The organism is Pseudomonas sp. CAM1A (assembly GCF_047501685.1).
Classification (GTDB): domain Bacteria; phylum Pseudomonadota; class Gammaproteobacteria; order Pseudomonadales; family Pseudomonadaceae; genus Aquipseudomonas.
Window position 1 is genome coordinate 1 of record NZ_JBFNXP010000013.1, and the last position, 24,236, is coordinate 24,236.

Below are 24,236 nucleotides of genomic sequence, written 5' to 3' on the forward strand. Positions count from 1 at the left end.
AGGTAATCCGCGATGAAAAGCATTTTAAGGTCCATAGGTTTCAGCTCTCGCCAAGGCATGGTCAGATCCTCGAAAACCGACCCTGCCAGTTAAAGACTGTTACCTATGTGCGTGAACTGATTTGTAACCCATGTGGGTGAGTCATACCCCGCGAGGATTTTTTGGTCCCTTTTTGATCCTTCAAAAAGGGACCCGCCGTAAGGGCGGAAAGGTGAATAAGCGTCGACATCACAAATGAATGCGCATACAACTTTCAAAACAAAAACCAAACTACAACTACAACCACACCCCTCAGATCAAATCACCCCACCGCCCCGCCAAAAACAAATAATCAACCCAGAACACCTGATGCACCAGAACAATCCCCCAACACACAACCTGATAGGAAACCTTCCGGGTCTTGTGCCGAAACACCTGCTGCGCCAGCAAAGCCCCCGGCCAGCCCCCCAGCAGCTCACTGGCATGCAGCACCTTTTCCGGCGTACGCCAGGCCTGAGTCCGCGCCTGCTGCTTGTCCTGCCAGTACAACAACAAGCTGACCAGACTCACCAGCGGATACATCGCCAACGGCAACCAGCTCCCGCCACTCAACCCCATCCGCAGGCCGCCGAGCACCGGCAACAGGCACAGCACCGCAAGTACCAGCCCCTTCAGGCGTGCATTGCGCACGCCGTCCTCGCGCCTGGGCGCACGCTGCGTACGAGCCCTCTCAACCATGCGCCGTCGACCAATCGACCCAGCCAAACTCCCAGGTCGCCAGGATCAGCAGGCCAAAGGCGATCCGGTACCAGGCAAACACCGCATAGCTGTGGTTGGCGATGAACTTGAGCAGCCCGCGCACGGCAATCATGGCAAAGATGAACGACACCACGAAGCCGATGGCGAACACCGGCAAATCGCCCGGCTGGAACAGATCACGGTACTTGTACCCCGAATACACCGCCGCTCCGACCATGGTAGGCATGGCGAGGAAGAACGAAAACTCGGTCGCCGCCTTGCGCGAGAGGCCGAACAGCAAGCCACCGATAATGGTCGAGCCCGAGCGCGAGGTGCCCGGAATCATCGCCAGGCACTGCACCAGGCCGATCTTCAACGCATGAGTCCAGCGCATGTCGTCGACATGGTCGACTTCCACCCGGTGCTGGCGACGCTCGGCCCACAGCATGATCACCCCTCCCACCACCAGCGCGGCGGCAACGGTAATGGGGTTGAACAGGTACTCATGGATCAGGTCGGCAAACAGCACGCCCAGGATCACCGCGGGAATGAAGGCGATCAGCAGGTTGGCGGTGAAACGCCGTGCCGGCACCTGCGTGGGCAAGCCCAGTACCACGTCGAAGATCTTGCGCCGGAACTCCCACACCACCGCCAGGATGGCACCCAGCTGGATGATGATGTTGAACGCCATGGCGCGTTCGCCGCCGAAGTTGATCAGGTCGGCGACGATGATCTGGTGCCCGGTGCTCGAAATGGGCAGGAACTCCGTCAGCCCCTCGATCACGCCCAGGATGATCGCCTGCAAGGCACTCCACAAATCCATCTTTCCCCCAAGTGCGGCGCTGCGCGTGGCAGGCCGCTTGTTTTGATTGACACAATTGATACCGCTCGCGGCGCGTGCTTTTTACAGCGACAGAGGCCCCCAAAGCCAGCTGAAATGTCCAGCCGCCTAAAGGTTTCATCTGGCGCGGCCGAAATCCTAGCAGAGCCTTTGTTTCAAGGCTTGCGTTACCTGCAACTGAGGATGTCAAGAACGACGCATTAGCCGTTGGTCGAGTGGGGACCCGCGGCAAAGCATGCTTGGATGCCCTGGATAAAAAGAATAAAGACTGGAGTAACGCATCATGAAGACCCTGAGGTCGATGTCGATCAGCCGCCGTCTGTGGCTGATCCTGCTGGTGGCCGTGGCCATGCTGCTGGTGCTGGGCCTGCTGATGCTGCGCCAGCTCCATGGCGACCTGTACCAGGCCAAGGCCGAAAAGACCCGCCACGTGGTACAAACCGCCGCCGGCGTGCTGGCCTATTACCAAGGCCTGGAGGCCGCCGGCACGCTCACCCGCGAGGCTGCGCAGCAGCAAGCCCTGCAAGTAGTGCGCGGGCTGCGATATGACCAGAACGACTATTTCTGGATCAACGACCTGCAACCGAAGATGGTCATGCACCCGGCCAACCCCAAGCTCGATGGCCAGGACCTCTCCGCCATCCGCGACCCGGATGGCTTCGCCGTCTTCAATGAGATGGTCGCCCTGGCCCGCAGCCAGGGCGCGGGGCCGGTCGACTATCGCTGGCCCAAGCCCGGCGCCAGCGAACCGGTGGCAAAAACCTCCTATATCCAGCTGTTCAAGCCTTGGGGCTGGATCATCGGTTCGGGCGTGTACATCGACGACGTGCAAGCCGAGTTCGCCCGCCAACTGCGTGACGCCTCGCTGCTGGGCCTGGGTATCGCCCTGCTGATGGCCCTGCTGGTGATGCTGATCGCCCGCAGCATCGCCCGCCCGCTGCAGGAAGCGGTGCAGGCCATGGGCACCATCGCCAGCGGCGAAAGCGACCTGACCCGGCGCCTTGATACCCATGGGCGGGATGAAATCACCCACCTGGGCGAACACTTCAACCGCTTCAACGGCAAGTTGCAGGGCGTGATCGGCCAGCTGCAGGGCGCCGCCCATGCCCTGGCCGAGTCGGCCGGCCATGTCGGCGACAACGCAGGCGCGGCCCAGGCCCGCAGCACCCAGCAATCGCTGCAGATGGACCAGGTGGCCACCGCCATCAACGAGGTTTCCTACGCCGTGCACGACGTGGCCAAGCACGCCGAGCAGGCCTCCAGCGAGATGCGCAACGCCCAGACCCAGGTAGGCCACGGCCAGCAGGCGATCCACGGCAGCCTGCAGCAGATCGACCGGCTCTCGGCCACAATCGAGCAGGCGGTGCAGGTAATCCGTGAACTGGCCAGCCACAGCACGAAGATCGGCGGCGTGCTCGAGGTGATCCGCTCGATCGCCGAGCAGACCAACCTGCTCGCCCTCAACGCCGCCATCGAGGCCGCCCGCGCCGGCGAGCAAGGCCGCGGTTTTGCCGTGGTCGCCGACGAGGTACGCCTGCTGGCTCAGCGCACCGCCCAGTCGACCGCCGAGATCCAGACCATGATCGAGCACCTGCAGGGCCAGTCCGAAGCCGCGGTACGGGCCATCGACACCAGCAGCGAAGCCTCGCGCCAGACCGTCGAGCAGGCCCGCGAGGCCGGCAGCAGCCTGGATGCCATCAGCCTGGCGCTGGGCAACCTCGGTGCGTTGAATGCCTCGATCGCCAGCGCCACCCTGCAGCAGTCGCATGTGGTCGAGGAGATCAACCGCAACGTCACCGAAACCGCCGACCTGTCGCAACAAACCGCCGAGGCCGCGCGCCAGTCCAGCGACGCAGGGGTAGCCCTGGCGCGGCTGAGCGAAGACCTGGAGCAACTGTTGCGCCAGTTCAGGGTCTAGCGGCACAAGCTGCGGGTAGATCCACCTGCCCGCAGCTTGAAGCGTGCCGCTCGAAGCGGTTAGCATCGCGCCTTTCCCCGTCCAAGGATCGCCGATGTCCGGCCTCGAACTCTTCGCCGCCGCGCTCGGCGTCATCGCCGTCTGGCTCACCGTCAAGCAGAACCCCTGGTGCTGGCCGATCGGCCTGGTGATGGTGGTGCTGTACAGCTGGATCTTCTACGAGGTGAAGCTGTACTCGGACATGCTCCTGCAACTGGTCTACGCGGTGCTGCAGCTATATGGCTGGTGGCAATGGACCCGGCCTGACCGTGTCGAGGACGCCCGCCAGGTGACCAGCCTGGCACCCGCGACCATGCTCAAGGGCCTGGCGATCGGCCTGCTGGCCAGCCTGTTGCTGGGCGCCGCCATGGCCCACTGGACCGACGCTGCCCAACCCTGGCTGGACGCCGCGCTTACCGGCTTCAGCCTGGTGGCCCAGCTGTGGATGGCGCAGAAGCGCCTGCAGTGCTGGGCGCTGTGGGTGGTGGTGGATGTGGTCTTCGTCGGCCTGTTCCTCTACAAGGGCCTCTACCTCACCGCCGCGTTGTATGCCCTGTTCACCCTGATCGCGATGCGCGGCTGGCTGGAGTGGCGCCGTGACCCGGCGCTGGCCAGCGCATGAAGGTCCTGGTGCTGTGCGGCCCGGAGTCCAGTGGCAAGAGCTGGCTGAGCGGTGAGATCCAGGCGCATTTCGGGGGCGTGCTGGTCGGTGAGTACGTTCGTCATTTCATGGAGCGCGAGCAACGCGACACCTGCTACGCCGATATCCCTGCCATTGCGCGTGGCCAGTTGGCCTGGGAAGACCAGGGCCGGGCGCAGGCACCGGAGCTGCTGATCCTCGACACCCACCTGCTCAGCAATATCCTGTGGAGCCGGGCACTGTTCGGCGATTGCCCCGGGTGGCTGGAACAGGCCATCCAGGCGCGCCATTACGACCTGCACCTGCTGCTGCGCCCCGAGGGCGTCGAATGGGTCGGGGACGGGCTGCGCTGCCAGCCCCGGCTGGAAGAGCGCCAGGTGTTCTTCGACGACAGCCTGGCCTGGTTGCAACGCCACCGGCAGAACGTGCAGGTGATTGACGGCGACTGGTCGCAACGCAGCGCCAAGGTATTGAGCGTTGTACAGCGCCTGCTGGACGGCAAATCCCCCACCTGCCCCACCGAATGTTAAGCCGCTGATACACCCTGTGGGGCCATGGCCCCCGGATTTGCGCGTATTGCGCCAGATCCGGGGGTAGTGTCACAGCCATGAAACACCCTCGACGAAAACCCGTCAGCGCCCGCCATCACGGGGTCCGGCAGCCGCTGGGCCGGCCTTCTGTCTCAGCGCTGATACAACGATCCTTTGACGCGCCGGCATTAGCCCCACAACTACCTGATTCGAAAGCAATAACAAAAACCGGCACAGCTTCTGCTCTCCTTCTGGCAACGCGGCCCAGGCCCAATACGCCGAAGAAGGAATTGCCATCGTGGGGAAACCAGAAAAAGGCAAGATCTGTCACCTCCTGCTGCTCGGTTGCGCCTTGGGGTCCAGTTTCAGCCTGCCTGCCCAGGCAGACAACGGCATTGTCGTCATCACCCGCGACGTGCAGACCCGCAGCGCCATACGTGCGCCGATCATCCCTGACCCCAGTCCGGTCACCGTCAATACCAACCCGTCCGCCCACATCCTCAGGCAGACCAGTGAGCTTAGCGATGGCGACTTCGCCAACATCACCAGCGGCGCCGGTATCAACTCGCTGATTACCCAGCAGACCAACACCATCGGCAGCAACATTGGCAACCAGACACAGTTGCCCAATATCGCAGGTGGACGTGGCTCGGGTTCGGGCGGCAATGGCATCGCCAACATGGTCAACTCGAACGTCCAGCAAGGCCTGGGCGCGCTGAAGATCCTCAGTGGAGGTCAGTGACATGAGGCACACGCTGCTGCTCCTGGCCACGTTGTGCAGTGCGCCGGCCTTCGCCCAATCCCCCGTGATTAACAACGCCACCATTGACAGCTCGGGTGCGCAATACCAGGGCAACCTGGGCGTCAATCAGGCGGCCGGCGATCAACAGCAACAGGTCAATGCTCGCGCCATCGCCATCGGCCATGATGCCAACGCCAGCACCCAGATCCGCCAGCGGCTGCGCACCGGCTCCGACCCAGCGATCGATGCCCAGGCCAACATCCAGGGCGCAGCCTTCAGCCACGGCAACGGCATCCTCGGGGTCAACCAGAGCGCCGGCGCCAGCAACCAGCAAGCCAACGCACTTCGCATCAGTGTCAGTGCCCAACCGCAAAGCATCGACGACAGCGTCCTTCTGCAACAGAACGTGGCGCTGGTCAACAACTCGGATCCAACTGCCCAGACACCCGGCCATCGCCAGGTCAGCACCAGCGACCAGGCATTCACCGGTAGCCGTGGCGTGGTGCAGTTGAATCAGAGTGCAGGGGTGGGAAACCGAACGGCCAACACCCTGAGCATCCGGGTCGCAGATTGACCCAAACAGGTAACAACAACACTTAACCTAAAACAAAGTACGGAGAACCACCATGAAACCCTCGATGGCACTCAAGCCTCTGGTTTTCGCAATTGCTGCGATCATGGCTGTGGCTGTACAAGCTGGGCAGAATGATCCACGTGGCGGCCACAACAATGGCCATAACAATGGCCACAACAACGGTCATCACACCCCTCCTCCTACCAAGATCCCGGTGTATGCCACCGCCAATGCCTGGGACAAGCAAAGCAGCACCGGCAACCGCATCAGCAATGAAGGTACGGTGAACGAAGCCGAAATGAGCAGCTCGGCCTCCGGCACCAGCGGCAACGTGGGTGTCAACGTCGCGGCCGGCGCCGGCAACCAGCAGGACAACGCCGCCGCCATCGCCAATGCCGGCGCTGATTCGAGCCTGGACAACAGCTTCGTGTTCGGCTCCGCCTCGGCCACCGCCGACGTCCGCCAGTACAGCAACAACAACCGCGTCAACAACTACGGTGTCACCAACTCCGGCGTCATGAGCGGCTCGGGCAACAACGGCAGCGGCAACATGGGCATCAACATTGCCGGTGGCGACCTGAACCAGCAGAAAAACACCATGGCCATTGCCAACTCCAATGCGCCATTGGGTAACGCCACCGCCACCGCCTCTGCCGACCAGAACGGCCCAGGCCTGGTCGTGAACAACAGCGCCGACCGCACCTATTCGGTCGATACGCTGACCTTCACCACGACCAGAAGCGGCAGCGCCTCGTACGACAAAGACTCCAGCTACAGCAAGGACAGCAGCGCCTCGTCGAGCTGGGACGCCGCCGGCTCCAACAGCTGGAGCGCCAATGGCTCCAACAGCTCCAGCGCCAGTGGTTCGCGTAGCCATGACTCGAGCTCTTCGGCAAGCGGCTCTCTGAACGCTTCGCTGGATGCCTCGGCAAGCGGCAGCGTGACCCAGACCCAGGACTTCGGCCGCCACGAGCGCAGCCGCACCGACTCGTTCGATGCATCGCTGACCGCCTCGATCGACGCGTCGTATGACAAATCGCACGAGAAGTCTTCCAGCTCCTCGTACGAAAAAGCACGCGACTCTGCGTTCGAGAAAGCCTACGACTCCTCCTATGAGAAGTCGGGCAGCGCCTCCAACGAATCGTCGAAGTCCGGCTCGAAGAGCTACAGCGAGTCCAGCTCGTACGACCTGAGCAACACCGTGTCGTTCCAGGTGCTGACCCCTACCGGTTGGGCCAACCCTGTGACCAACACCGCAACCCTGAGTGGCTCGGTGAACGGTGGCAGCGGCAACCTCGGCGTCAACGTCGCAGCCGGTGTAGGCAACCAGCAGAGCAACTCGCTGGCCATCTCCAACACCTCGTTCTGAGCGCTGTAACCGTAAGGCCCCCTTCGGGGGGCCTTTCTTCAACAGGACCAGGGGGCAAGACCATGCGGATGATCGCCTTGGCGTTTTTGCTGTGCATGGCCAGTTACAGCGAAGCGGCGCAGATGCCGCTTTCGGTTTTGCCGGGGGGCGCGGTGATCTACAAGCCCATCCAGAGCATCCGCGAGCGCAAGTTCGCCGACCTGGTGCAACAGAAGACCGATTTCAGTTGCGGCGCCGCGGCGCTGGCAACCATCCTGCGCCAGGCCTACTGGCTGGACGTGGACGAACAACACATCATCGAAGGCATGCTGGCCCACGCCGACCAGGACCTGGTACGGGTACAGGGCTTCTCCATGCTCGACATGAAACGCTACGTGGAAAGCCTGGGCATGCGTGCCCGCGGCTATCGAGTCGCCGCCGACACCCTGAACAGCGTGCGCATCCCCGTGGTGGTGCTGATGGACATCCGTGGCTACAAGCACTTCGTGGTCATGCAGCGCGTCGACAAGGGCTGGGTGTACATCGGCGATCCGGTGCTCGGCCACAAACGCTACAAAGTCGAAGATTTCCTCAAAGGCTGGAACGGCATCATCTTCGCCGTGATCGGCCAGGGTTACGACAAGGACAATGCCTTGCTCGACCCGCCTCTGCCGCTGAGCGCCAAAGGCCGCATCAACAATTTCACCCCGGTCAAAGACGCCGAACTGATGGACTTCGGTTTCATCCGCAGCGACTTCTTCTAATGACAATTGCGCAAGACGCTCCGGGAGCATCCCATGAAGACCCCAGCATGGCTCACCCTGATCTGCCTCGCCGCCGCACTGCCGGCCCAGGCAGAGACGTTCAAACCCATTGAACTGAAGGACCAGGAGTTGGCGAACTTGCGCGGCCGCTATGTGCTGCCGGGGCGGATCATCAGTTTCGGCGTGGTCATGACCAGCACCTGGCAGAACGCCAACGGCGATGTGATCGGGGCCAAGACGTCGATGCAGGTTCAGCAGTCGACCATCAAGCCGCAGTTCTATGTCTCCATGATCGACGAGAAAGGCACGGGCTCGAGCGGCGCCAAGGGTGGGACGGGCACCGTCACCGGGGGTGGTGGCCTGGACAGCACTGTCGGCGTCACTCAGGTCGTGCGTGCCGCTGGCGACAACAACACCGCCTACAACAACGTCGACATCAACGTCACCAAGGCCAACCAGGCGCCCGACGTACCGCAGCAGGGCCAGGCACTCGCCACAGGCTCGACACTGGTCGGCAGCAACGCCGCGGGGTCCATGAGCGTTTCCGCCAATGGTACGGGCGTGCAACTCAATGTCATGGCCAACAACAACCAGGGCAGTACCCTGCAGCAGATCGCCCAGGGCGGGCTGATGCAGAACGCCACCTTGCTGGGCAACGGCAACCAGGTCAGCAACCTTACCTCCCTCAACGTCGTGCTGCGCGACAACGTGCCTGCTGCGGCCCTTAACGGCAATCTTGACCAGCTCAAAGGTCTTCGCGCGCTCGGATACTGATCTACGCTGACTCTCATCGTATGTAGTCTGAAGGGACGGCTAACTCATGCAACGATCGTTGACGCTCAAAGCAGTAGTCTGTCTGAGTACCTTGACCCCGGCCACCATGCTGTATGCAGCTCCGGACCCTCAGGTCGAGGCGCTGAAGCAGGAGCTGCGGGAGCTGAAACAACGCTATGAAGCCCAGCAGAACGCCTTGATGGTGCTCGAGCAGCGTGTGCGTCAAGTCGAGGAAACCCCTGCCGCGCCGCCGCCCAAACGGCTGACCAAGTCCCCTTCGACACCGGCCAAGGGCGCACAGACCGTGGCCTCCGGCGCCCCGGGCAGCAGTGGCAGCTCCTACGGCCAGTCGCTCAAGGACGATTCGGAGCCGGCGCAAAGCGTTTCCAACCTGTACGACGAAGCCAGCGGCTTCTTCGGTGGCGGCAAGTTCAGCGTCGAAACCGGCCTCACCTATACGCACTACGATACCCGTGCGCTGACCCTCAACGGCTTCCTCGCGCTCGATTCGATCTTCCTCGGCAATATCAACCTGGACCGTATCAAGGCGGACAACTGGACCTTGGACCTGACCGCCCGTTACAACATGGACCAACGTTGGCAGTTCGATATAAATGTGCCAATCGTTTATCGCGAATCGACCTATTCTTCCGGTGGTGCGGGCGGTGCCGGGCCGGTCACCTCCGACGCCACCGTCACCCGTGACCCCGCCATCGGCGATGTCAACGTCGGGATCGCCTACAAATTCCTCGACGAATCGGAGAACCTTCCCGACGCCGTGCTCACCCTGCGGGTGAAAGCCCCCACCGGCAAGGATCCCTACGGCATCAAGCTGGTCGAGGACCCGACGAACAACAACCTTTCGGTACCCGAGAGCCTCCCCACCGGCAACGGTGTCTGGGCGATCACGCCGGGCATCTCGCTGGTCAAGACGTTCGACCCTGCCGTGCTGTTCGCCAGCCTGTCCTATACCTACAACATGCAGGACTCGTTCAGCGACATCAGCCCGCAGGTCAACTCCAAGGTGAAGGGGGACGTCAAGCTGGGCGACTCCTGGCAGATTGGCGGCGGCATTGCCTTCGCCCTGAACGAGCGGATGAGCATGTCGTTCTCGGTCACCGACCAGTTCGCCAGCAAAAGCAAGATCAAGCCCGACGGCGGCGACTGGCAGTCGATCACCAACAGCGACTACAACGCCGCCAACTTCAACGTCGGCCTGACGTTCGCCGCCACCGACAACTTGACCATCGTCCCCAACCTCTCCATCGGCTTGACCGAAGACTCGCCAGACTTCTCGTTCAGCCTGAAATTCCCTTACTACTTCTGACCACACCGGGCCCGCGCGCGGGCCCGGCATTTGGTTACCGGTTTTGTAGCGCCCGACTTTCCCGACACCAGCCTGTTATCATCCGGCACAATTTTGTGACGGTTTAATGGCATTAAGGAAAGTTTCGTGAACAACCTGCTCGGTCACCCTCGCGCCCGCCTTGCCGCCCTGGCAATCCTGGTGCTGGTGATACCCCTGACCGCGCGCGCGCTGCTGGGCTGGTCCAATCCCTTCGGCTACCTGTCCGATCTTGCCGTCGGTAGCTTGCTGGTCTTGCTCCTGCAGCGGCGCCCCTGGTGGCTGGCCCTGCCGCTGCTGTTGGCCTGGGGCGGCCTGTGGGTGGCATCCGCCGAGCTGGTCAGCGCCGTCGGCAGGCTGCCCACGGTCGACGACCTGAGCTACTTGGTCGACCCGCAGTTCATGGAGAACTCCACTGGCGGCGGACTGGCCCATGCCTGGCTCCCCGCCCTGCTGGTCGCAGGTCTCGGCGCCTGGCTGGCGAGCGTATGGCGATCGCCCGCCAGCGCGCCATTGCCACGGCGACTCTGGGCCATGCCCCTGGCACTGTTCGGCCTGCATTGGGGCGGCCAGCAACTGGCCCCCTCGGACGCCGACCAATGGCGCCAGTACGGCCTCACCCATCAAGCGCTGTCGACGGCGGTGGGCAAGGTCCAGCATCAGGCCTTGAGCCGAATGGGCCGGGTACCGGCGGTCACGGCGCTGCCCAGCGCTGGCCTGACCCAGTCCGACCTCAATGGCGTCAAGCTGCTCGACGCCCCTGGCAAGGCGCGCAACCTGCTGATCATCACCGTCGAGGGCATCCCCGGCGCTTACCTGCGCCCCAACCGTGAGGCACTGGGCAGCCGCTTCGAGCAGGACCTGATGCCCCGTCTCAGCCAGTGGGCCGAGCGCGGCATGAACACCCCCGACTATGTATTGCACACCCACCAGACCATTCGCGGCCTGTACGCGATGCTCTGCGGCGATTACGACAAGCTGGCCAACGGCACCCCCAAGGGGGTCGAGCTGCTGACCCAGCAGCAACGCAACCAGGCCTGCCTGCCGGCCCAGCTGCGCGAGGCCGGCTTCGTCACCCATTACCTGCAAGGTGCCGGGCTGCGCTTCATGGCCAAGGACCGGATCATGCCGCACATCGGCTTCGACTCGGTGCATGGGCTGGAGTGGTTCGCCAACGACAACTACCTGGAATTCCCCTGGGGCAAGGACGACCGCGCGTTCTTCGAGGGTGCGCTCGACTACGTCGGCGAGCTGCGCAAGCAACCTCAGCCCTGGATGCTCACCCTGCTTACGGTCGGGACTCACCAGCCCTATTCCGCGCCCGAGACCTACCTGCAACGCTTCGATACGCCCAAGCAGGCCGCGGTGGCCTACCTCGACGATGCCCTAGGCAATTTCCTCGACGGTCTCGAGCGCCAGGGCGTGCTGGAAGACACCCTGGTGATCGTCACCTCCGACGAATCCCATGGCATCGATGGTGTGCGCCTGGCCTCGGCCTGGGGCTTCAACCTCACCCTGGCCCCAGAGCAGGCCCAGATGCCCAGGCTCAATCAGGGCACCTACGGCCACGTCGACCTGAGCACCTCGCTGCTCGACTACTTTGCACTGCCGATCCCGGCGGCCCTGGCCGGCCGCTCGCTGTACCGCGACTATGACAGTGGCCGCGAGATGATCTCCTATACCAATGGCATGCTGCGCTACCACGACGGCCAGGGCACCCTGAGCGAGTGCGATTTCCAGCAACGCTGCCGGCGCTATGCCAGCGCCGGTTTCATTGCCGACCAGGCCAGGTTCCTCGGCCGCGGCGAAGATACGCTAGGGCCGCAGCTCAACCTGCTGGCCGCGAACCTCGACCAATCGCTGCTGCAGACGCCGCTCAACCTGCGCTACCAGTTCGGCGGGCCCGCGCCCATCGCCCTGGCTGAACGCATCCACGACGATTGGGCGGACAACCTGATCGGCGCGCAATACCTGGAGATGCCCGAAGGCACCCGCACCCGGGTGCGCCTCAAGGTGCGGGCGCTGGACCCGCGCCACGCCGCGTACATCCGGCTCAAGGCCAAGGAACTTGAGCAAGACGTGCAGCTTGGCTTGCCCGACGAGATTCGGGTAACGGCCGATGAGCCGCTGGAAATGCAGTTCGACTTCGACAACCCCACCGTGCGCAAGGCGTTTTCCTTCCATTTACTGGGGTATGGTGGCGGCGAGGTGGAGATTAGCGACTTCAGCGTGATCACCGCGCTGCCCGATGAGCCGGAGACGGTGGAGGAACTGGCGGACGGCCATCTTGCCCAGTCGAGCTGAGGTCCCGTGACCGGAAGCGTGGTTGATCAACGAATCTGGTGCTTGTGCAACAACCGGTAGAACGTAGGCCGCGACACCCCCAGCACCTTGGCCGCGATACTCAGGTTGTCGCTGTGCCGGTTCAGCACATCGCACAACGCCTGCCGCTCGGCGCGGTGCTTGTAATCCTCGAGCGTGCCCAGCGGCTGGTCCTGCTCCTGCAGGTCCTGCAAACCCAGGTCCTGGGCCTCGATCTGCCGGCCCTCGGCCAGCACCAGGCCACGCCGAACCCGGTTGGCCAACTCGCGCACATTGCCCGGCCACTCGTGCCGGCCCATGGCCGCCAAGGCACCGTCGCTGAACGAACGTGGCCGCCTGCCCGTCTCGGCGCTGTAGAACTGCGAGAAATGGCTGGCCAGCATCGACAGGTCGCCATGCCGGTCACGCAGCGGCGCGGTCACCACTTGCAGAACATTCAGGCGGTAGTACAGGTCTTCGCGAAATCGCGCCAAGGCGATGGCTTTCTCCAGGTCCACATGGGTGGCCGCCAGAACCCTGACGTCGACCGCGATGGGCTGATTGCCGCCCACCCGCTCAATGTGCTTTTCCTGAAGAAAACGCAGCAGATTGGCCTGCAGCTCCAACGGCAGGTCACCGATCTCGTCGAGAAACAGGGTGCCGCCATTGGCCGCTTCGATGCGCCCCACCTTGCGCTGGTGGGCCCCGGTGAAGGCGCCCTTTTCATGGCCGAACAGCTCGGATTGGATCAAGTGTTCCGGGATCGCCCCGCAATTGATGGCAATAAAAGGTTTGTCCCGACGTTGTGATTGCCGGTGCAGGGTGCGCGCCACCAGTTCCTTGCCAGTACCGCTTTCACCACGGATCAGCACCGGCGACTCGGTCGGCGCCAGCTTGCCGAGCAACTTGCGCAATTCGCGGATCGGCCGGCTTTCGCCCAGCAGTTCGTGCTCGGGCTCATCCACCCGCACCGCGCCCTTGCCGCGCAGGCGTGCCATGCCAAAGGCACGGCCCAGGGTGACCTGCACCCGGGAGACATCGAACGGCAGCGTATGGAAGTCAAAAAACCACTCGCAGACAAAATCACCGACATTCTGCAGGCGCAGCTCCTCTGCGCTGAGCACGGCGATCCACTCGGTATTGCTGCGTTTGATCAGGTCCTTGAGCGCTTCGGGGTGCAGCAGGTGCGAGGCTTGCAAGCGCACCAGGCCGACATCGCAGGGTTGCTCCAGGGCGGCCTCGAGCGTGCAACTTCGGACATCCCAGCCGACACTGCGCAAGCCCGGCAACAGGCGGTGGCAATCGTCACAGGGGTCGACGATCAGCAGGCGGCGGTGGGATGCAGGTTCAAGCATGACCTTTCCTTGGCGCCAGTTATTGGTTTTTTACCTATAAACAGACAGTTGCGACGCCCGAATTAACAGTAGCAATGAACTTGACGCTCCCCACTACCGTTGGTCAGCCCGCCAGCCGTGTGCCCGGCACACTCGGGAATTATCTCAACCCTTGCGCGTCTGAGGCGGGAGCGACAAGCACGAACGTATGAATCGTCAATAAAAAATTTAAAAACCTTGTGACTTGAACCCTGACCTGGAGCATCAGTACAAATAACCCCGCGCTGTAAAGTATTCAGGAATAACACCGCGGAACAATATTTCGCTGTTTGGGACCATGAGAGAGACCGAACCATGAACGCCCCGCTCCGTGTCAACGAAGCACTGCTGATCGCCGACCACGCCTTCGAACCCTTCCAGTGCGTAGCCTGGGATGCACCCAACGGTACTGGTGAACTGAGCCTGGCAGTGATCGACCGGACCAGCACCCGCATCGGCAGCAAGCAAGTGTCCTCGCGCGTCTATTCCGACCCTGCGCAGTGGGCCAGCCTGATCGAGGAAGTGCGTGCCGAGCTGTCCGGCAAAGGTTACGACCTGCAACCCTGGTCGATGCCAAAGTAACAAGGCTGCCTGTTACAAAGTGCGTGGCAGCCACGCACTTTGGCAACTTTCCCCAAATACGGGGATAACTTTTTCAATTGCGGCATTCTGTCGCAGCTGCCTGCTTACTTGATCACGCTGAACTGCTCGATATGCCGATATTCGGCCTGCAGTTGTTCGGCAAGTTGTCGTGCGCGGCCCACACGCACCGCCGCCATTTCCATATCCACCAGCAACGTGCTGCACGGTAACGGCTGCAATTGTGCTTCCTGTTGCAGGCGACCATCGGTCAGCACCAGGCAACGCTGGGTCTCCAGGGGCAGGCGCTTGCTCCGCGCCAACAACCAACGGCGCGCCTCTTCCAGCGCCGCCGGCAACGGCGTGCCGCCGCCAGCCCCCAGCGCCTGCAACCAAGGCTGCAAGGCAGCCGAGGCCTTCAGGCCATGCCGTTGCCATTGCGGCTTGTCGCCACTGGCTGTGAGCAACGCCAGGCGTGCCCGTTGCCGATAGGCCTCATCGAACAATCCGGCCAGCAGGCCTTTGGCCTGGGTCAGTGCCTGGTTGCGGCGGGTGGAAGCCGATGCATCGACGATCACCAGCCAGAGCTCCGGCGCCTGGGCCTGGCGCTGTTGCCAGCACAGGTCGCGACGCAGGCGCGGGCGCCCCTTGAGCAAGGTCGTCAGCCAGGCGATGCGGCCAGTTTCGGCCGTACGCGAGCGGCCCCGGGCGCTACCTGTCAAATTGCCGACACGGGGCTTGGCATCCGCCGCCTGGGCATGGCGCGAGCGGATGCTCAGGGCTTTTTTGCCCAGTTCGGTACCTCGCGGCGTACGCCCGTCGCCACCGGCTGGGGCGGCAACGCGCCCCAGTCGCCCTGCTCGCCTTGCGCTTGCTGCGGCCTAGGTGGCTCGCCCGCCGTGGCGGCCTGCGCTTGCGGTGCGTGGGCGCGACGGCGATGGCGCAAGGCAAACTCGGCAACCGCTTCCACATCCGCTTCCTCGATCACTGTATTGCCACGCCAGGCGGCATGGGCCCGTGCCGCACGCAGCCAGACCAGGTCGGCGCGCATGCCGTCCACCCCGGCGGCAAAGCAGCGCTCGGTGATCCAGGCCAGGGCCTGGTCGTCCAGGGCGATCGAAGCCAATTGCTCGCGCGCGGCCTGGCAACGCTGGCGCAGCGCGGTCTGCTGGGGCGCCCACTGGGCACAGAACGCCTGCGGGTCGCTGTCGAAGGCCAGCCGACGGCGGATAATCTGCTGCCGTGCTTCGGGCGCGGGCAGGCCCTCCAGAGCCACGTCCAGGCCGAACCGGTCGAGCAGTTGCGGCCGCAGTTCGCCCTCCTCCGGGTTCATGGTGCCGATCAGCACGAACCGGGCGGCGTGCCGATGGGAGATGCCATCGCGCTCGATGCGGTTGGTACCGCTGGCCGCCACATCCAGCAGCAGATCCACCAAAGGGTCGGGCAGCAGGTTGACTTCGTCGACGTACAGTACGCCACCGTCGGCATGGGCCAGCACACCCGGCGAGAACCGCGCCTGGCCCTGGCTCAAGGCGGCATCGAGGTCAAGGGTGCCCACCAGCCGCTCTTCGGTCGCCCCCAGCGGCAGGGTCACGAACGGGCCGTCGCCCAGCAAATCGGCCAGCCCCCGTGCCAGGGTGCTCTTGGCCATGCCGCGGGGGCCTTCGATCAGCACGCCACCGATCTTCGGGTCGATCGCCGTCAGGCACAGGGCCAGCTTGAGGTCGTCGGCGCCGACCACGGCGGCCAGGGGGAATTGTACGGGTTCGCTCATGTTCAGCTGTCTTCCTCGCCGGCGAGCAACTGCTGCTCGAGGCTCTCGCGATAGTCGCCCGGTTCCTGCCACAACCCGCGCTGCTGGGCTTCCAGCAAACGCTCGGTGAGGTCGCGCAGGGCTTCGGGGTTGTGCTCGCGCATGAAATCACGGGTGGCCGGGTCGAGCACGTAGGCGTCGGCCAGGCCCTGGTAATGATGGTCGTCGATCAGGTGGGTGGTGGCGTCGAAGGCAAACAGGTTGTCGACCGTCGCCGCCAGCTCGAATGCACCTTTATAGCCATGACGTTTGGCGCCGTCGATCCATTTCGGATTGAGCGCGCGGGCACGGATCACGCGGTTGAGCTCTTCCTTCAGGGTGCGCACCCGCGGCCGGTCGGCCTGGCTGTGATCACCGTGGTAGCTGGCCCGCGAGGTGCCGGCCAGGGTTTCGGCGGCTGCCAGCATGCCGCCCTGGAACTGGTAGTAGTCGTTGGAGTCGAGCAGGTCGTGCTCGTGGTTGTCCTGGTTCTGCAGCACGGCCTGCACCTGCGCCAGGCGCTGGGCGAACGCGGCGCGGGCCGGCGTGCCCTCGTCGCTGGCGCCGTAAGCGTAGCCACCATGGTTGAGGTAGACCTCGGCCAGGTCGTCACGGCTGTGCCACAGGCGCCCGTCGATGGCGTTCTGCACGCCGGCTCCGTACGCCCCCGGCTTGGCTCCGAACACCCGCCAGCCGGCCTGCCGTGCCGCCTGCTCCAGCTCCATGCCGGCGCCGAGCAACGCTTCACGCTCGGCGCGCACCCGGGCGGCCAGGGGGTTCAGGTCGTCCGGCTCGTCCAGCGCGGCCACTGCCTGCACGGCGGCGTCGAACAGGCGAATCAGGTTGCCGAAGGCGTCGCGGAAGAAGCCCGACACTCGCAGCGTCACATCCACCCGCGGCCGGTCGAGCAGGCTCAACGGCAGGATCTCGAAGTCGTCGACCCGCTGGCTGCCGGTGGCCCAGACCGGACGCACGCCCATCAGCGCCATGGCCTGGGCGATATCGTCGCCGCCGGTGCGCATGGTCGCCGTGCCCCACACCGACAGGCCCAGCTGGCGCAAGTGGTCGCCGTGATCCTGCAGATGGCGCTCGAGGATCAGGTTGGCCGAGGCAAACCCCAGGCGCCACGCCGTGGTGGTCGGCAGGTTGCGCACATCGACGGTGTAGAAGTTGCGCCCGGTGGGCAGCACGTCCAGGCGGCCACGGCTGGGCGCGCCACTGGGCCCGGCCGGGACGAAACGCCCGGCCAGCGCGGCCAGCAGGCCGTCGAGCTCGGCGGCGCCACAAGCGTCCAGATCCGGCGCGATCCGTTCGACCAGCGCCTGCAAGACCTCGCGCACCGGTGCCCAGCCGTCTTCATCCGGCAACGCCGCAGCCCCTTGCAATGCCTGCTCGATCAAGGTCAGCGCGAGGCACTCCAGACGCTCACGGGTATCACCACAGGTGCGCCATGCGCTGTTGTCGAGTTGCAGCAGCAGGACTGGGCGCGGCCCATCCCAGGCCTGCCCCAGGTCGCAGTCCAACGGATCGAAGCCCAACCCCAAGGCCTTGGCCAACACGCGAATCAGGCTGGCATTGCCGCCCTTGCCATCTCCCCGCGCCACCCGCACCAGGGCCAGCAGCGTGTCGCTGCGCAGGCGCCCCTGGGGTGACTGGCCGAACACATGCAAGCCATCGCGAATCTGCGACTCCTTGAGGTCGCACAGGTAGGTATCCAGGCGCGGCAACCACACCGCAGCATCTTCCATCTGCCCTTCAAGCTGCAGTTCGCGGTCGATGTGGTTGGCCTTGACCAGTGCCAGGATGTCGCGCTGCAACTCGTTGGCGCGACGTGGATCGAGCAGCTGCGCTTCGTAGTACTCGTCGGCCAGCTGTTCCAGATGGCGCAGCGGGCCGTAGGTCTCGGCACGGGTCAGTGGCGGCATCAGGTGATCGATAATCACCGCCTGGGTACGGCGCTTGGCCTGGGCGCCCTCGCCCGGATCGTTGACGATAAATGGATAGATGTTGGGCAACGGCCCGAGCAACGCATCCGGCCAGCATTCGGCGGACAGCCCCACGCCCTTGCCCGGCAGCCATTCCAGGTTGCCGTGCTTACCGACATGGATCAGCGCATCGGCGGCGTAGCCGTTGCGCAACCAGAAGTGAAACGCCAGGTAGCCGTGCGGCGGCACCAGGTCCGGGTCGTGGTACACGGCGCTGTGGTCCACCTGGTAGCCCCGCGCCGGCTGGATGCCGACGAAGGTCAGGCCGTAGCGCAGGCCAGCGACCATCATGCGCCCGCTGCGGAACATCGGGTCCTGCTCGGGCGGCCCCCAGCGCTCCAGCACGGCGCGCTGGTTGGCCTCGGGCAACGCGGCGAAGGCCCTGTGGTAGTCGGCCAGGGCCAGGCTCTGGGCGCAAGGGCGCTGGTCAAGGTGATCGAGATCGTTGGTGACACCGCCGAGCAACTGGTGGATCAACTCGGTGCCGCTGTCGGGCAGGCCGGCTACCGGATAGCCCTGCGCCTGCAGGGCCTGGAGGATATTCAACGCCGCACCTGGGGTGTCGAGGCCGACACCGTTGCCGATGCGCCCGTCGCGGGTCGGGTAGTTGGCCAGCACCAGCGCCACGCGCTTTTCCTGGTTGTCCAGGCGCGCCAGTGTCACCCAGCGCCGCGCCAGTTCGGCGACGAAATCCATGCGTTCGGGGTGGGCGCGGTAGCAGACCACGTCGGACTGGCTGCGCTCGCTGCGCCAGGCCAGGTCCTTGAAGCTCACCGGCCGGGTGATGATGCGCCCGTCCAGCTCGGGCAAGGCGATGTGCATCGCCAGGTCGCGGGCGCCGAGGCCCTGCTCGCTCTGCTCCCAGCCAGGCTGGTTGTCCTGGGCGCAGATCGCCTGCAACACCGGCACGTCGCGACGCAGCGGGCGCAGATTGGGCTGTTCGGGGCTGGACAGAGCAAAGCCGGTGGTGTTGATGACCACCTCGGCCTGCACTTCGTCGAGCCAGGCCTCGACCTGATCCAGGCAAGCGCGCTCCTTGAGGCTGGCCACGGCGATCGGTAGCGGATTCAAGCCGCAAGCCTGCAGGCGCTGGCAGAACACATCGATGAACGCGGTGTTGGCTGCCTGCAGGTGGGAGCGGTAGAACAGCAGCGGCGCCACCGGGTGCTCCGGGTGCCATTCGGCGTACCAGTCCTCGAGCCGTGCGCTGGCCTTGGCCGGATGATAGACCACCGTGCGCGGCAATGGCTGCGGCTCGTCCCAGGGGTAGGCGCGCCCCAGCCAGTGGCTGGCCAGGCAGTTGAACAGGTTCAGTGCATTGGCCTTGCCGCCCTGGCGCAGGTAATGCCAGAGGCGCTCGGCCTGTTCGCCACGTACCGTGCCCAGGCCGGTCAGCTCCGGGTCGGGGCGGTCGTCGCCGGGCACCAGGATCAGCTGCACGCCCCGGGCCGCCAACTCGACCAGTTGTTCGACACCGTAGCGCCAGTAACCGACGCCGCCATGCAGCGACACCAGGATCACCTTGGCATGGCGCAGCACCTGGTCGACATACAGGTCGACCGAGGCGTGGTTCTGCACCTGCATCGGGTTGGCCAGGCGCACGCTGGGGAAATCCGCCGGCAACTGCTCGGCGGTTTCGGCAAGCAGCGCCAGGTGTGAGTCACCGCTGCAGAGGATCACCAGTTCGGCGGGGGTCTGGCCGAGGTCGGCGATGCTGTCGTCCGGCACAAAGCCGCCGGGCTGGGTCCGCAGCAGGTGCATGGGTCAGGCGCCCAGGGCCTGGCGCAGGCGCGCTTCCAGCTGGGCCGCGTCCAGGTCCTGGCCGATCAGCACCAGGCGCGTGATCCGTGGCTCCTCGCTGCGCCATGCACGGTCGAAATGCTTGTCGAAGCGGGTACCCACACCCTGGATCAGCAGGCGCATCGGCTTGCCGGGAATGGCGGCGAAGCCCTTGGCGCGCAGGATGCCGAACTCGGTGACCAGTTGCGTCAAGGCATCGAGCAGCAGGCTTTCGTCGGCCTCGGGCAGGTCGATGGAGATCGAATCGAAGGCGTCGTGGTCATGGTCGTCATGGTCATCGCCGTCGTGATGCGAGTCGTGATGGGTGCGGCGGCCGTCGATGTGCGCCTCGGACTCGGCGCCCACACCCAGCAGCACCTCCAGCGGCAGGCGACCACTGCTGGCCTCGATCACCTTGACCGCCGGCGGCAGCTCCTCGGCGACTTCGGCACGGACCTTGGTCAGGCCCTCGGCATCGATCAGGTCGGCCTTGTTCAGTACCACCAGGTCGGCGCTGGCCAGCTGGTCGGCGAACAGTTCGTGCAGCGGCGACTCATGATCGAGGTTGGGATCAAGCTTGCGCTGGGCATCGACCTGGTCCGGGTAGGCGGCAAAGGTGCCGGCGGCCACGGCCGGGCTGTCGACCACGGTGATCACCGCATCGACCGTGCAGGCGTTGCGGATCTCCGGCCACTGGAAGGCCTGCACCAGCGGTTTGGGCAGGGCCAGGCCGCTGGTTTCAATAAGGATATGGTCAAGATCGCCGCGGCGCGCCACCAGCTCGCGCATTACCGGGAAGAACTCCTCCTGCACGGTGCAGCACAGGCAGCCGTTGGCCAACTCGTAGACGCGGCCGTTGGCCTCTTCCTCGGAGCAGCCGATGCTGCACTGCTTGAGGATCTCGCCATCGATGCCCAGCTCGCCGAACTCGTTGACGATCACCGCGATGCGGCGGCCCTGGGCGTTGTCGAGCATGTGGCGCAGCAAGGTGGTCTTGCCCGAGCCGAGGAAGCCGGTAACGATGGTGACGGGAAGCTTGGCCAGTGTTTTCATGTCGCGATGCCCTTGGCAGCAATGGCGCGGGCATGCAGGACGACAGCCACGGCCCGTGTCGGCCTGGCTGTTTCGCCACCGGATCACCCCGCCCGGTTGAAAGTCGAAAACGTTGCGAGGCAGGTCTCCTGGCTTGCACCGCCGGCCATCAAAGCCGGTGGGATGGCGCCTTCCCGCGCGTGCGCAGTGGCTGTGCCGAACCCTTCAGTGCCTACAGTTGCGGGGGCAGCCGCGGCTTGTACCGCGTTCCCGTCTTAGCCCGGGACAACGCCCGGGAACCTCGAACCGGCAAGGCTACGCAGTGCCTGCCTGGCGGTCAACCGCCGCGGCGATTGACGCAGGCCCGGCCCCGTGATTTGCTAGCGCATTGCGTTCAGGTGCCCCCAACGGGGGTGAAACGGGAAACCGGTGCGTCGCGCCTCCTTGCAGAGGGCCGACAAGGCCGGTGCTGCCCCCGCAACGGTAAGCGAGAGAAGCGTCCAGACCACTGTGCCCATCGTGCGGCATGGGAAGGTGGCGTTTGATCAATGGAGCCCAGCTCCACCTCGCCAGCCCGGAGACCGGCCTGACATGCTTGCAGAACACCCCGCGGTGGGCGGGCGCTGTCGTATCACCTGGGCCAACCGTGCCCGGGGGCGTCGCGCCTGCCCGTTGCCACAACAAAAGCAGCAGAGGAACGCGTCATGCCCATCACCCACGCCAAACCCAGTATCGCCACCCCCGTGAGCCTCAGCCAGCGCCTGATCGTCGCGGTCGGCGCCAGCCTGCTGGGCCTGTGCCTGGTGTACTTCGCCGGTTTCTCGCACATCGAGGCGGTGCACAACGCCGCCCACGACACCCGCCACAGCGCCGCCTTCCCTTGCCACTGAGTACGCCCGCATGATCACGCGCATCGCCCGTACCGCGGGCTTCAGCGGCCTGCTCGCCGCCCTGCTGCTGACCCTGTTGCAAAGCTTCTGGGTCGCCCCGCTGATTCTCCAGGCGGAAACCTATGAAACCGCCGCCCCCGCCGTCGAACAGCATGAGCATGGCGAAGCCGCCGCGCCTCATGAGCACAGTGCCGAGGCCTGGGCACCCGAAGATGGCTGGCAACGGATCCTGTCTACCACAGGCGGCAACCTGGTGGTCGCCGTCGGCTTCGCCCTGATCCTCGCCGCCCTGTACAGCCTGCGTGCCCCGGGCCGTGTGGCCACCGGCGCGCTGTGGGGCCTGGCGGGCTTCGCCGTGTTCTGCCTGGCGCCGACCCTGGGCCTGCCACCGGAACTGCCAGGCACCGCCGCCGCCGACCTTGGCCAGCGCCAGACCTGGTGGATCGGCACCGCCGCCGCCACTGCCGCCGGCCTGGCGTTGCTGGTGTTCGCCCAGCACTGGCTGTTCAAGGTGCTCGGAGTCGCCCTGCTGGTGATCCCGCACCTGATCGGCGCGCCACAGCCAGCGGTTCATGAAAGCCTGGCGCCCGAGGCGCTGGAGACCCAGTTCAAAATCGCTTCGTGGCTGACCAACGCCGCGTTCTGGGTGGCCCTGGGCCTGCTCAGCGCCTGGTTGTTCCGCCGCTCCAGCCAGCACTGATGCGCGACCTTGTGCCCCAGCCGGCGCTGTATGCCGGCTTTGGTTGCCGCCGTGGCTGCCCGGTCGAAACGCTCGCGGTGCTGCTGCGCCAGACCCTGACCAGCCACGCCCTGCCCCTGTCGGCGCTGAAGGCAATCGCCAGCATCGAACCCAAGGCGCGCGAGCCCGGGCTGCTGGCACTGGCCGAGCGGCTCGGGTTGCCGTTCATCTGCTTCGACAGCAGCCACTTGTCGACCTTCGAAGCGCTGCTCAGTCAGCGCTCGACAACGGTGTACGCCCAGACCGGCTGCTGGGGTGTCGCCGAAAGCGCAGCCCTGGCCCTGGCCGGGCGCACAGGTGCCGCGCCGCGCCTGCATGTGCCAAGGCAAGGGCTCGGCGGCGCTACCCTGGCCCTGGCCATCGGCGGATAATCCGCCCCTTTTACCTGCAAGGAACTCCCATGACGGTCTATTTCATCGGCGCCGGCCCCGGCGATCCCGAGCTGATCACGGTCAAGGGTCAGCGCCTGATCCGCCAATGCCCCGTGATCATCTACGCAGGCTCCCTGGTACCGGCTGCGGTGCTCGAGGGGCATCAGGCGCACACGGTGCTCAACAGCGCCGAACTGCATCTGGAGCAGATCATCCAGGCAATGAGTCAGGCTCATGCCAACGGTCAGGATGTAGCCCGCGTGCACAGCGGCGACCCCAGCCTGTATGGCGCCATCGGCGAACAGATCCGCCACCTGCGTGAGCTGGGCATCGACTACCAGATCGTCCCCGGCGTCACCGCCACCGCCGCCAGCGCCGCGCTGCTGGGCTGCGAGCTGACACTGCCCGACGTGGCGCAGACGGTGATCCTCACCCGCTACGGCGACAGCTCGCCAATGCCGGCCGGTGAACAGTTGGCCGACCTGGCCCGCCATGGCAGCACCCTGGCCATCCACCTGGGTGTGCGCCACCTGGAGCGTATCGTCGAGCAGTTGCTGCCACACTATGGCGCCGACTGCCCCATCGCCGTGGTCCATCGCGCCACCTGGCCCGACCAGGACTGGGTCAAGGGCACCCTGGCGGATATCGCCGAGCGTGTCGCCGCCAAGGGTTTCCGGCGTACCGCGCTGATCCTGGTCGGGCATGTTCTGGGCGATGCCCCCTTCGCCGACTCGGCGCTATACCGCGCCGGCCATGCCCACCTCTATCGCCCCGGCTCGTGAAGCGATTGCCGAGCGGGCGACGGCGGCGCACACTGGGCTTTCCAACTGGATGGAAGCCCTGACCATGCTCGACCTGCGCCCCAACTGCGAATGCTGCGACACCGACCTGCCAGCCGAAAGCCCGGATGCGCTGATCTGCTCATTCGAGTGCACCTTCTGCCGCGCCTGCAACGAGCAGCACTTCCACGACCGCTGCCCGAACTGCGGCGGCCAACTGGTGACGCGCCCCACGCGCGTCGGCAAGGTGCTGGCTAACAATCCCGCCTCCACCCAGCGTGTACTCAAGCCCAAGGTTCCCTGCGCCTGAGCGCTTGCGCCTGAACCTTGTTTGTAGGAATTTTCTACAGCTTGGTGCGGGATTTTCAACACACCTATACTCGC

At 64.9% G+C, this 24,236-nt stretch carries 23 protein-coding genes, 1 pseudogene and 2 riboswitches; of the genes and pseudogenes, 17 read left to right on the plus strand and 7 right to left on the minus strand.

The annotated features are described in order from the left end of the window. Positions 1-291 precede the first annotated feature (291 nt). Together ABZO33_RS23225 and ABZO33_RS23230 are read right to left on the minus strand one after the other, a co-directional pair. A complete protein-coding gene (locus tag ABZO33_RS23225) occupies positions 292-717 on the minus strand; it encodes a DUF1294 domain-containing protein (protein ID WP_414537947.1) in 426 nt (141 codons plus the stop codon). Continuing rightward, positions 710-1,540 (minus strand): undecaprenyl-diphosphate phosphatase, encoded by an 831-nt coding sequence (locus tag ABZO33_RS23230; protein ID WP_046855342.1) that lies wholly within the window; start codon positions 1,538-1,540, stop codon positions 710-712. Before ABZO33_RS23230 ends, ABZO33_RS23225 begins: the two co-directional genes overlap by 8 nt. A 391-nt stretch (positions 1,541-1,931) precedes the next feature. On the opposite strand from ABZO33_RS23230, the pseudogene ABZO33_RS23235 reads away from it, so the two are divergent. The 11 genes and pseudogenes from ABZO33_RS23235 to ABZO33_RS23285 all read left to right on the plus strand — a co-directional run. Next, positions 1,932-2,603, plus strand: a pseudogene (locus ABZO33_RS23235) (cache domain-containing protein); the annotation flags it as partial. 138 nt (positions 2,604-2,741) lie between these two features. After that, positions 2,742-3,476, plus strand: a complete 735-nt coding sequence (locus ABZO33_RS23240) for a methyl-accepting chemotaxis protein (RefSeq protein WP_414538091.1) — start codon at positions 2,742-2,744, stop codon at positions 3,474-3,476. Between the two features lie 94 nt (positions 3,477-3,570). Next, positions 3,571-4,137, plus strand: a complete 567-nt coding sequence (gene pnuC, locus ABZO33_RS23245; protein WP_414537948.1) for a nicotinamide riboside transporter PnuC — start codon at positions 3,571-3,573, stop codon at positions 4,135-4,137. Beyond that, a complete protein-coding gene (locus ABZO33_RS23250; protein ID WP_414537949.1) occupies positions 4,134-4,685 on the plus strand; it encodes an AAA family ATPase in 552 nt (183 codons plus the stop codon). The genes pnuC and ABZO33_RS23250 overlap by 4 nt, the downstream gene beginning before the upstream one ends. Positions 4,686-4,983: 298 nt before the next feature. Continuing rightward, positions 4,984-5,427: a hypothetical protein gene (locus ABZO33_RS23255; RefSeq protein ID WP_414537950.1), complete on the plus strand. Its 444-nt coding sequence runs from the start codon at positions 4,984-4,986 to the stop codon at positions 5,425-5,427. 1 nt (position 5,428) lies between these two features. Then, positions 5,429-6,001, plus strand: coding sequence for an adhesin (locus ABZO33_RS23260; RefSeq protein WP_414537951.1), 573 nt, complete (start codon positions 5,429-5,431; stop codon positions 5,999-6,001). A 52-nt stretch (positions 6,002-6,053) separates the two neighbouring features. Continuing rightward, on the plus strand, positions 6,054-7,370 hold the full coding sequence (locus tag ABZO33_RS23265) for a heme utilization protein (RefSeq protein WP_414537952.1): 1,317 nt from the start codon (positions 6,054-6,056) through the stop codon (positions 7,368-7,370). A 62-nt stretch (positions 7,371-7,432) separates the two neighbouring features. Next, positions 7,433-8,113, plus strand: coding sequence for a C39 family peptidase (locus ABZO33_RS23270; protein WP_414537953.1), 681 nt, complete (start codon positions 7,433-7,435; stop codon positions 8,111-8,113). 33 nt (positions 8,114-8,146) lie between these two features. Beyond that, positions 8,147-8,887, plus strand: coding sequence for a hypothetical protein (locus ABZO33_RS23275; protein WP_023630127.1), 741 nt, complete (start codon positions 8,147-8,149; stop codon positions 8,885-8,887). 46 nt (positions 8,888-8,933) lie between these two features. Continuing rightward, on the plus strand, positions 8,934-10,214 hold the full coding sequence (locus tag ABZO33_RS23280) for a hypothetical protein (RefSeq protein ID WP_414537954.1): 1,281 nt from the start codon (positions 8,934-8,936) through the stop codon (positions 10,212-10,214). A 126-nt stretch (positions 10,215-10,340) separates the two neighbouring features. Further along, complete coding sequence (locus ABZO33_RS23285) at positions 10,341-12,536, plus strand: LTA synthase family protein (RefSeq protein WP_414537955.1); 2,196 nt, start codon at positions 10,341-10,343, stop codon at positions 12,534-12,536. Between the two features lie 26 nt (positions 12,537-12,562). On the opposite strand, the gene ABZO33_RS23290 is transcribed toward ABZO33_RS23285, so the two are convergent. Next, positions 12,563-13,888 carry a sigma-54 dependent transcriptional regulator gene (locus ABZO33_RS23290; protein WP_367858654.1) on the minus strand — a complete coding sequence of 442 codons (1,326 nt, stop codon included), beginning with the start codon at positions 13,886-13,888 and terminating at the stop codon, positions 12,563-12,565. 333 nt (positions 13,889-14,221) lie between these two features. Between ABZO33_RS23290 and ABZO33_RS23295 the strand changes: the two genes are divergently transcribed. Further along, positions 14,222-14,488 carry a hypothetical protein gene (locus ABZO33_RS23295; protein ID WP_028690802.1) on the plus strand — a complete coding sequence of 89 codons (267 nt, stop codon included), beginning with the start codon at positions 14,222-14,224 and terminating at the stop codon, positions 14,486-14,488. A gap of 104 nt (positions 14,489-14,592) precedes the next feature. Here ABZO33_RS23295 and ABZO33_RS23300 read toward each other — a convergent pair whose 3' ends face one another. The 4 genes from ABZO33_RS23300 to cobW are packed head-to-tail and all read right to left on the minus strand — an operon-like array spanning position 14,593 to position 21,094. Continuing rightward, positions 14,593-15,207: a vWA domain-containing protein gene (locus tag ABZO33_RS23300; protein WP_414537956.1), complete on the minus strand. Its 615-nt coding sequence runs from the start codon at positions 15,205-15,207 to the stop codon at positions 14,593-14,595. A 53-nt stretch (positions 15,208-15,260) separates the two neighbouring features. Further along, a complete protein-coding gene (locus ABZO33_RS23305) occupies positions 15,261-16,259 on the minus strand; it encodes an ATP-binding protein (RefSeq protein ID WP_414537957.1) in 999 nt (332 codons plus the stop codon). A 2-nt stretch (positions 16,260-16,261) separates the two neighbouring features. Next, entirely contained in the window at positions 16,262-20,023 is a 3,762-nt protein-coding gene (gene cobN, locus ABZO33_RS23310) for a cobaltochelatase subunit CobN (RefSeq protein ID WP_414537958.1), read from the minus strand. A 3-nt stretch (positions 20,024-20,026) separates the two neighbouring features. Continuing rightward, on the minus strand, positions 20,027-21,094 hold the full coding sequence (gene cobW, locus ABZO33_RS23315; protein ID WP_414537959.1) for a cobalamin biosynthesis protein CobW: 1,068 nt from the start codon (positions 21,092-21,094) through the stop codon (positions 20,027-20,029). A gap of 100 nt (positions 21,095-21,194) precedes the next feature. Further along, positions 21,195-21,392: riboswitch (cobalamin riboswitch) on the minus strand. A 60-nt stretch (positions 21,393-21,452) separates the two neighbouring features. After that, positions 21,453-21,678, plus strand: a riboswitch (cobalamin riboswitch). 99 nt (positions 21,679-21,777) lie between these two features. Between cobW and ABZO33_RS23320 the strand changes: the two genes are divergently transcribed. The 5 genes from ABZO33_RS23320 to ABZO33_RS23340 all read left to right on the plus strand — a co-directional run bounded on the left by ABZO33_RS23320 (position 21,778) and on the right by ABZO33_RS23340 (position 24,162). After that, the gene (locus ABZO33_RS23320; protein WP_046855330.1) at positions 21,778-21,963 is read left to right on the plus strand and encodes a CbtB domain-containing protein; all 186 of its coding nucleotides are present in this window, start codon (positions 21,778-21,780) and stop codon (positions 21,961-21,963) included. Between the two features lie 10 nt (positions 21,964-21,973). Beyond that, a complete protein-coding gene (locus tag ABZO33_RS23325) occupies positions 21,974-22,663 on the plus strand; it encodes a CbtA family protein (RefSeq protein WP_414537960.1) in 690 nt (229 codons plus the stop codon). Next, positions 22,663-23,073, plus strand: a complete 411-nt coding sequence (locus ABZO33_RS23330; protein ID WP_414537961.1) for a cobalamin biosynthesis protein — start codon at positions 22,663-22,665, stop codon at positions 23,071-23,073. Before ABZO33_RS23325 ends, ABZO33_RS23330 begins: the two co-directional genes overlap by 1 nt. 29 nt (positions 23,074-23,102) lie before the next feature. Beyond that, a complete protein-coding gene (cobM, locus tag ABZO33_RS23335) occupies positions 23,103-23,855 on the plus strand; it encodes a precorrin-4 C(11)-methyltransferase (RefSeq protein WP_414537962.1) in 753 nt (250 codons plus the stop codon). Positions 23,856-23,919: 64 nt separating this feature from the next. After that, positions 23,920-24,162, plus strand: a complete 243-nt coding sequence (locus ABZO33_RS23340; RefSeq protein WP_414538092.1) for a DUF1272 domain-containing protein — start codon at positions 23,920-23,922, stop codon at positions 24,160-24,162. Positions 24,163-24,236: the final 74 nt, after the last annotated feature.

Excerpts from the sequence above, each read along its gene's own strand:
- ABZO33_RS23225 (WP_414537947.1), bottom strand. The coding sequence starts at position 717 with ATGGTTGAGAGGGCTCGTACGCAGCGTGCGCCCAGGCGCGAGGACGGC.
- ABZO33_RS23230 (WP_046855342.1), bottom strand. The coding sequence starts at position 1,540 with ATGGATTTGTGGAGTGCCTTGCAGGCGATCATCCTGGGCGTGATCGAG.
- ABZO33_RS23240 (WP_414538091.1), top strand. The coding sequence starts at position 2,742 with ATGGACCAGGTGGCCACCGCCATCAACGAGGTTTCCTACGCCGTGCAC.
- pnuC (WP_414537948.1), top strand. The coding sequence starts at position 3,571 with ATGTCCGGCCTCGAACTCTTCGCCGCCGCGCTCGGCGTCATCGCCGTC.
- ABZO33_RS23250 (WP_414537949.1), top strand. The coding sequence starts at position 4,134 with ATGAAGGTCCTGGTGCTGTGCGGCCCGGAGTCCAGTGGCAAGAGCTGG.
- ABZO33_RS23260 (WP_414537951.1), top strand. The coding sequence starts at position 5,429 with ATGAGGCACACGCTGCTGCTCCTGGCCACGTTGTGCAGTGCGCCGGCC.
- ABZO33_RS23265 (WP_414537952.1), top strand. The coding sequence starts at position 6,054 with ATGAAACCCTCGATGGCACTCAAGCCTCTGGTTTTCGCAATTGCTGCG.
- ABZO33_RS23270 (WP_414537953.1), top strand. The coding sequence starts at position 7,433 with ATGCGGATGATCGCCTTGGCGTTTTTGCTGTGCATGGCCAGTTACAGC.
- ABZO33_RS23275 (WP_023630127.1), top strand. The coding sequence starts at position 8,147 with ATGAAGACCCCAGCATGGCTCACCCTGATCTGCCTCGCCGCCGCACTG.
- ABZO33_RS23280 (WP_414537954.1), top strand. The coding sequence starts at position 8,934 with ATGCAACGATCGTTGACGCTCAAAGCAGTAGTCTGTCTGAGTACCTTG.
- ABZO33_RS23290 (WP_367858654.1), bottom strand. The coding sequence starts at position 13,888 with ATGCTTGAACCTGCATCCCACCGCCGCCTGCTGATCGTCGACCCCTGT.
- ABZO33_RS23295 (WP_028690802.1), top strand. The coding sequence starts at position 14,222 with ATGAACGCCCCGCTCCGTGTCAACGAAGCACTGCTGATCGCCGACCAC.
- ABZO33_RS23305 (WP_414537957.1), bottom strand. The coding sequence starts at position 16,259 with ATGAGCGAACCCGTACAATTCCCCCTGGCCGCCGTGGTCGGCGCCGAC.
- cobN (WP_414537958.1), bottom strand. The coding sequence starts at position 20,023 with ATGCACCTGCTGCGGACCCAGCCCGGCGGCTTTGTGCCGGACGACAGC.
- cobW (WP_414537959.1), bottom strand. The coding sequence starts at position 21,094 with ATGAAAACACTGGCCAAGCTTCCCGTCACCATCGTTACCGGCTTCCTC.
- ABZO33_RS23320 (WP_046855330.1), top strand. The coding sequence starts at position 21,778 with ATGCCCATCACCCACGCCAAACCCAGTATCGCCACCCCCGTGAGCCTC.
- ABZO33_RS23325 (WP_414537960.1), top strand. The coding sequence starts at position 21,974 with ATGATCACGCGCATCGCCCGTACCGCGGGCTTCAGCGGCCTGCTCGCC.
- ABZO33_RS23330 (WP_414537961.1), top strand. The coding sequence starts at position 22,663 with ATGCGCGACCTTGTGCCCCAGCCGGCGCTGTATGCCGGCTTTGGTTGC.
- cobM (WP_414537962.1), top strand. The coding sequence starts at position 23,103 with ATGACGGTCTATTTCATCGGCGCCGGCCCCGGCGATCCCGAGCTGATC.
- ABZO33_RS23340 (WP_414538092.1), top strand. The coding sequence starts at position 23,920 with ATGCTCGACCTGCGCCCCAACTGCGAATGCTGCGACACCGACCTGCCA.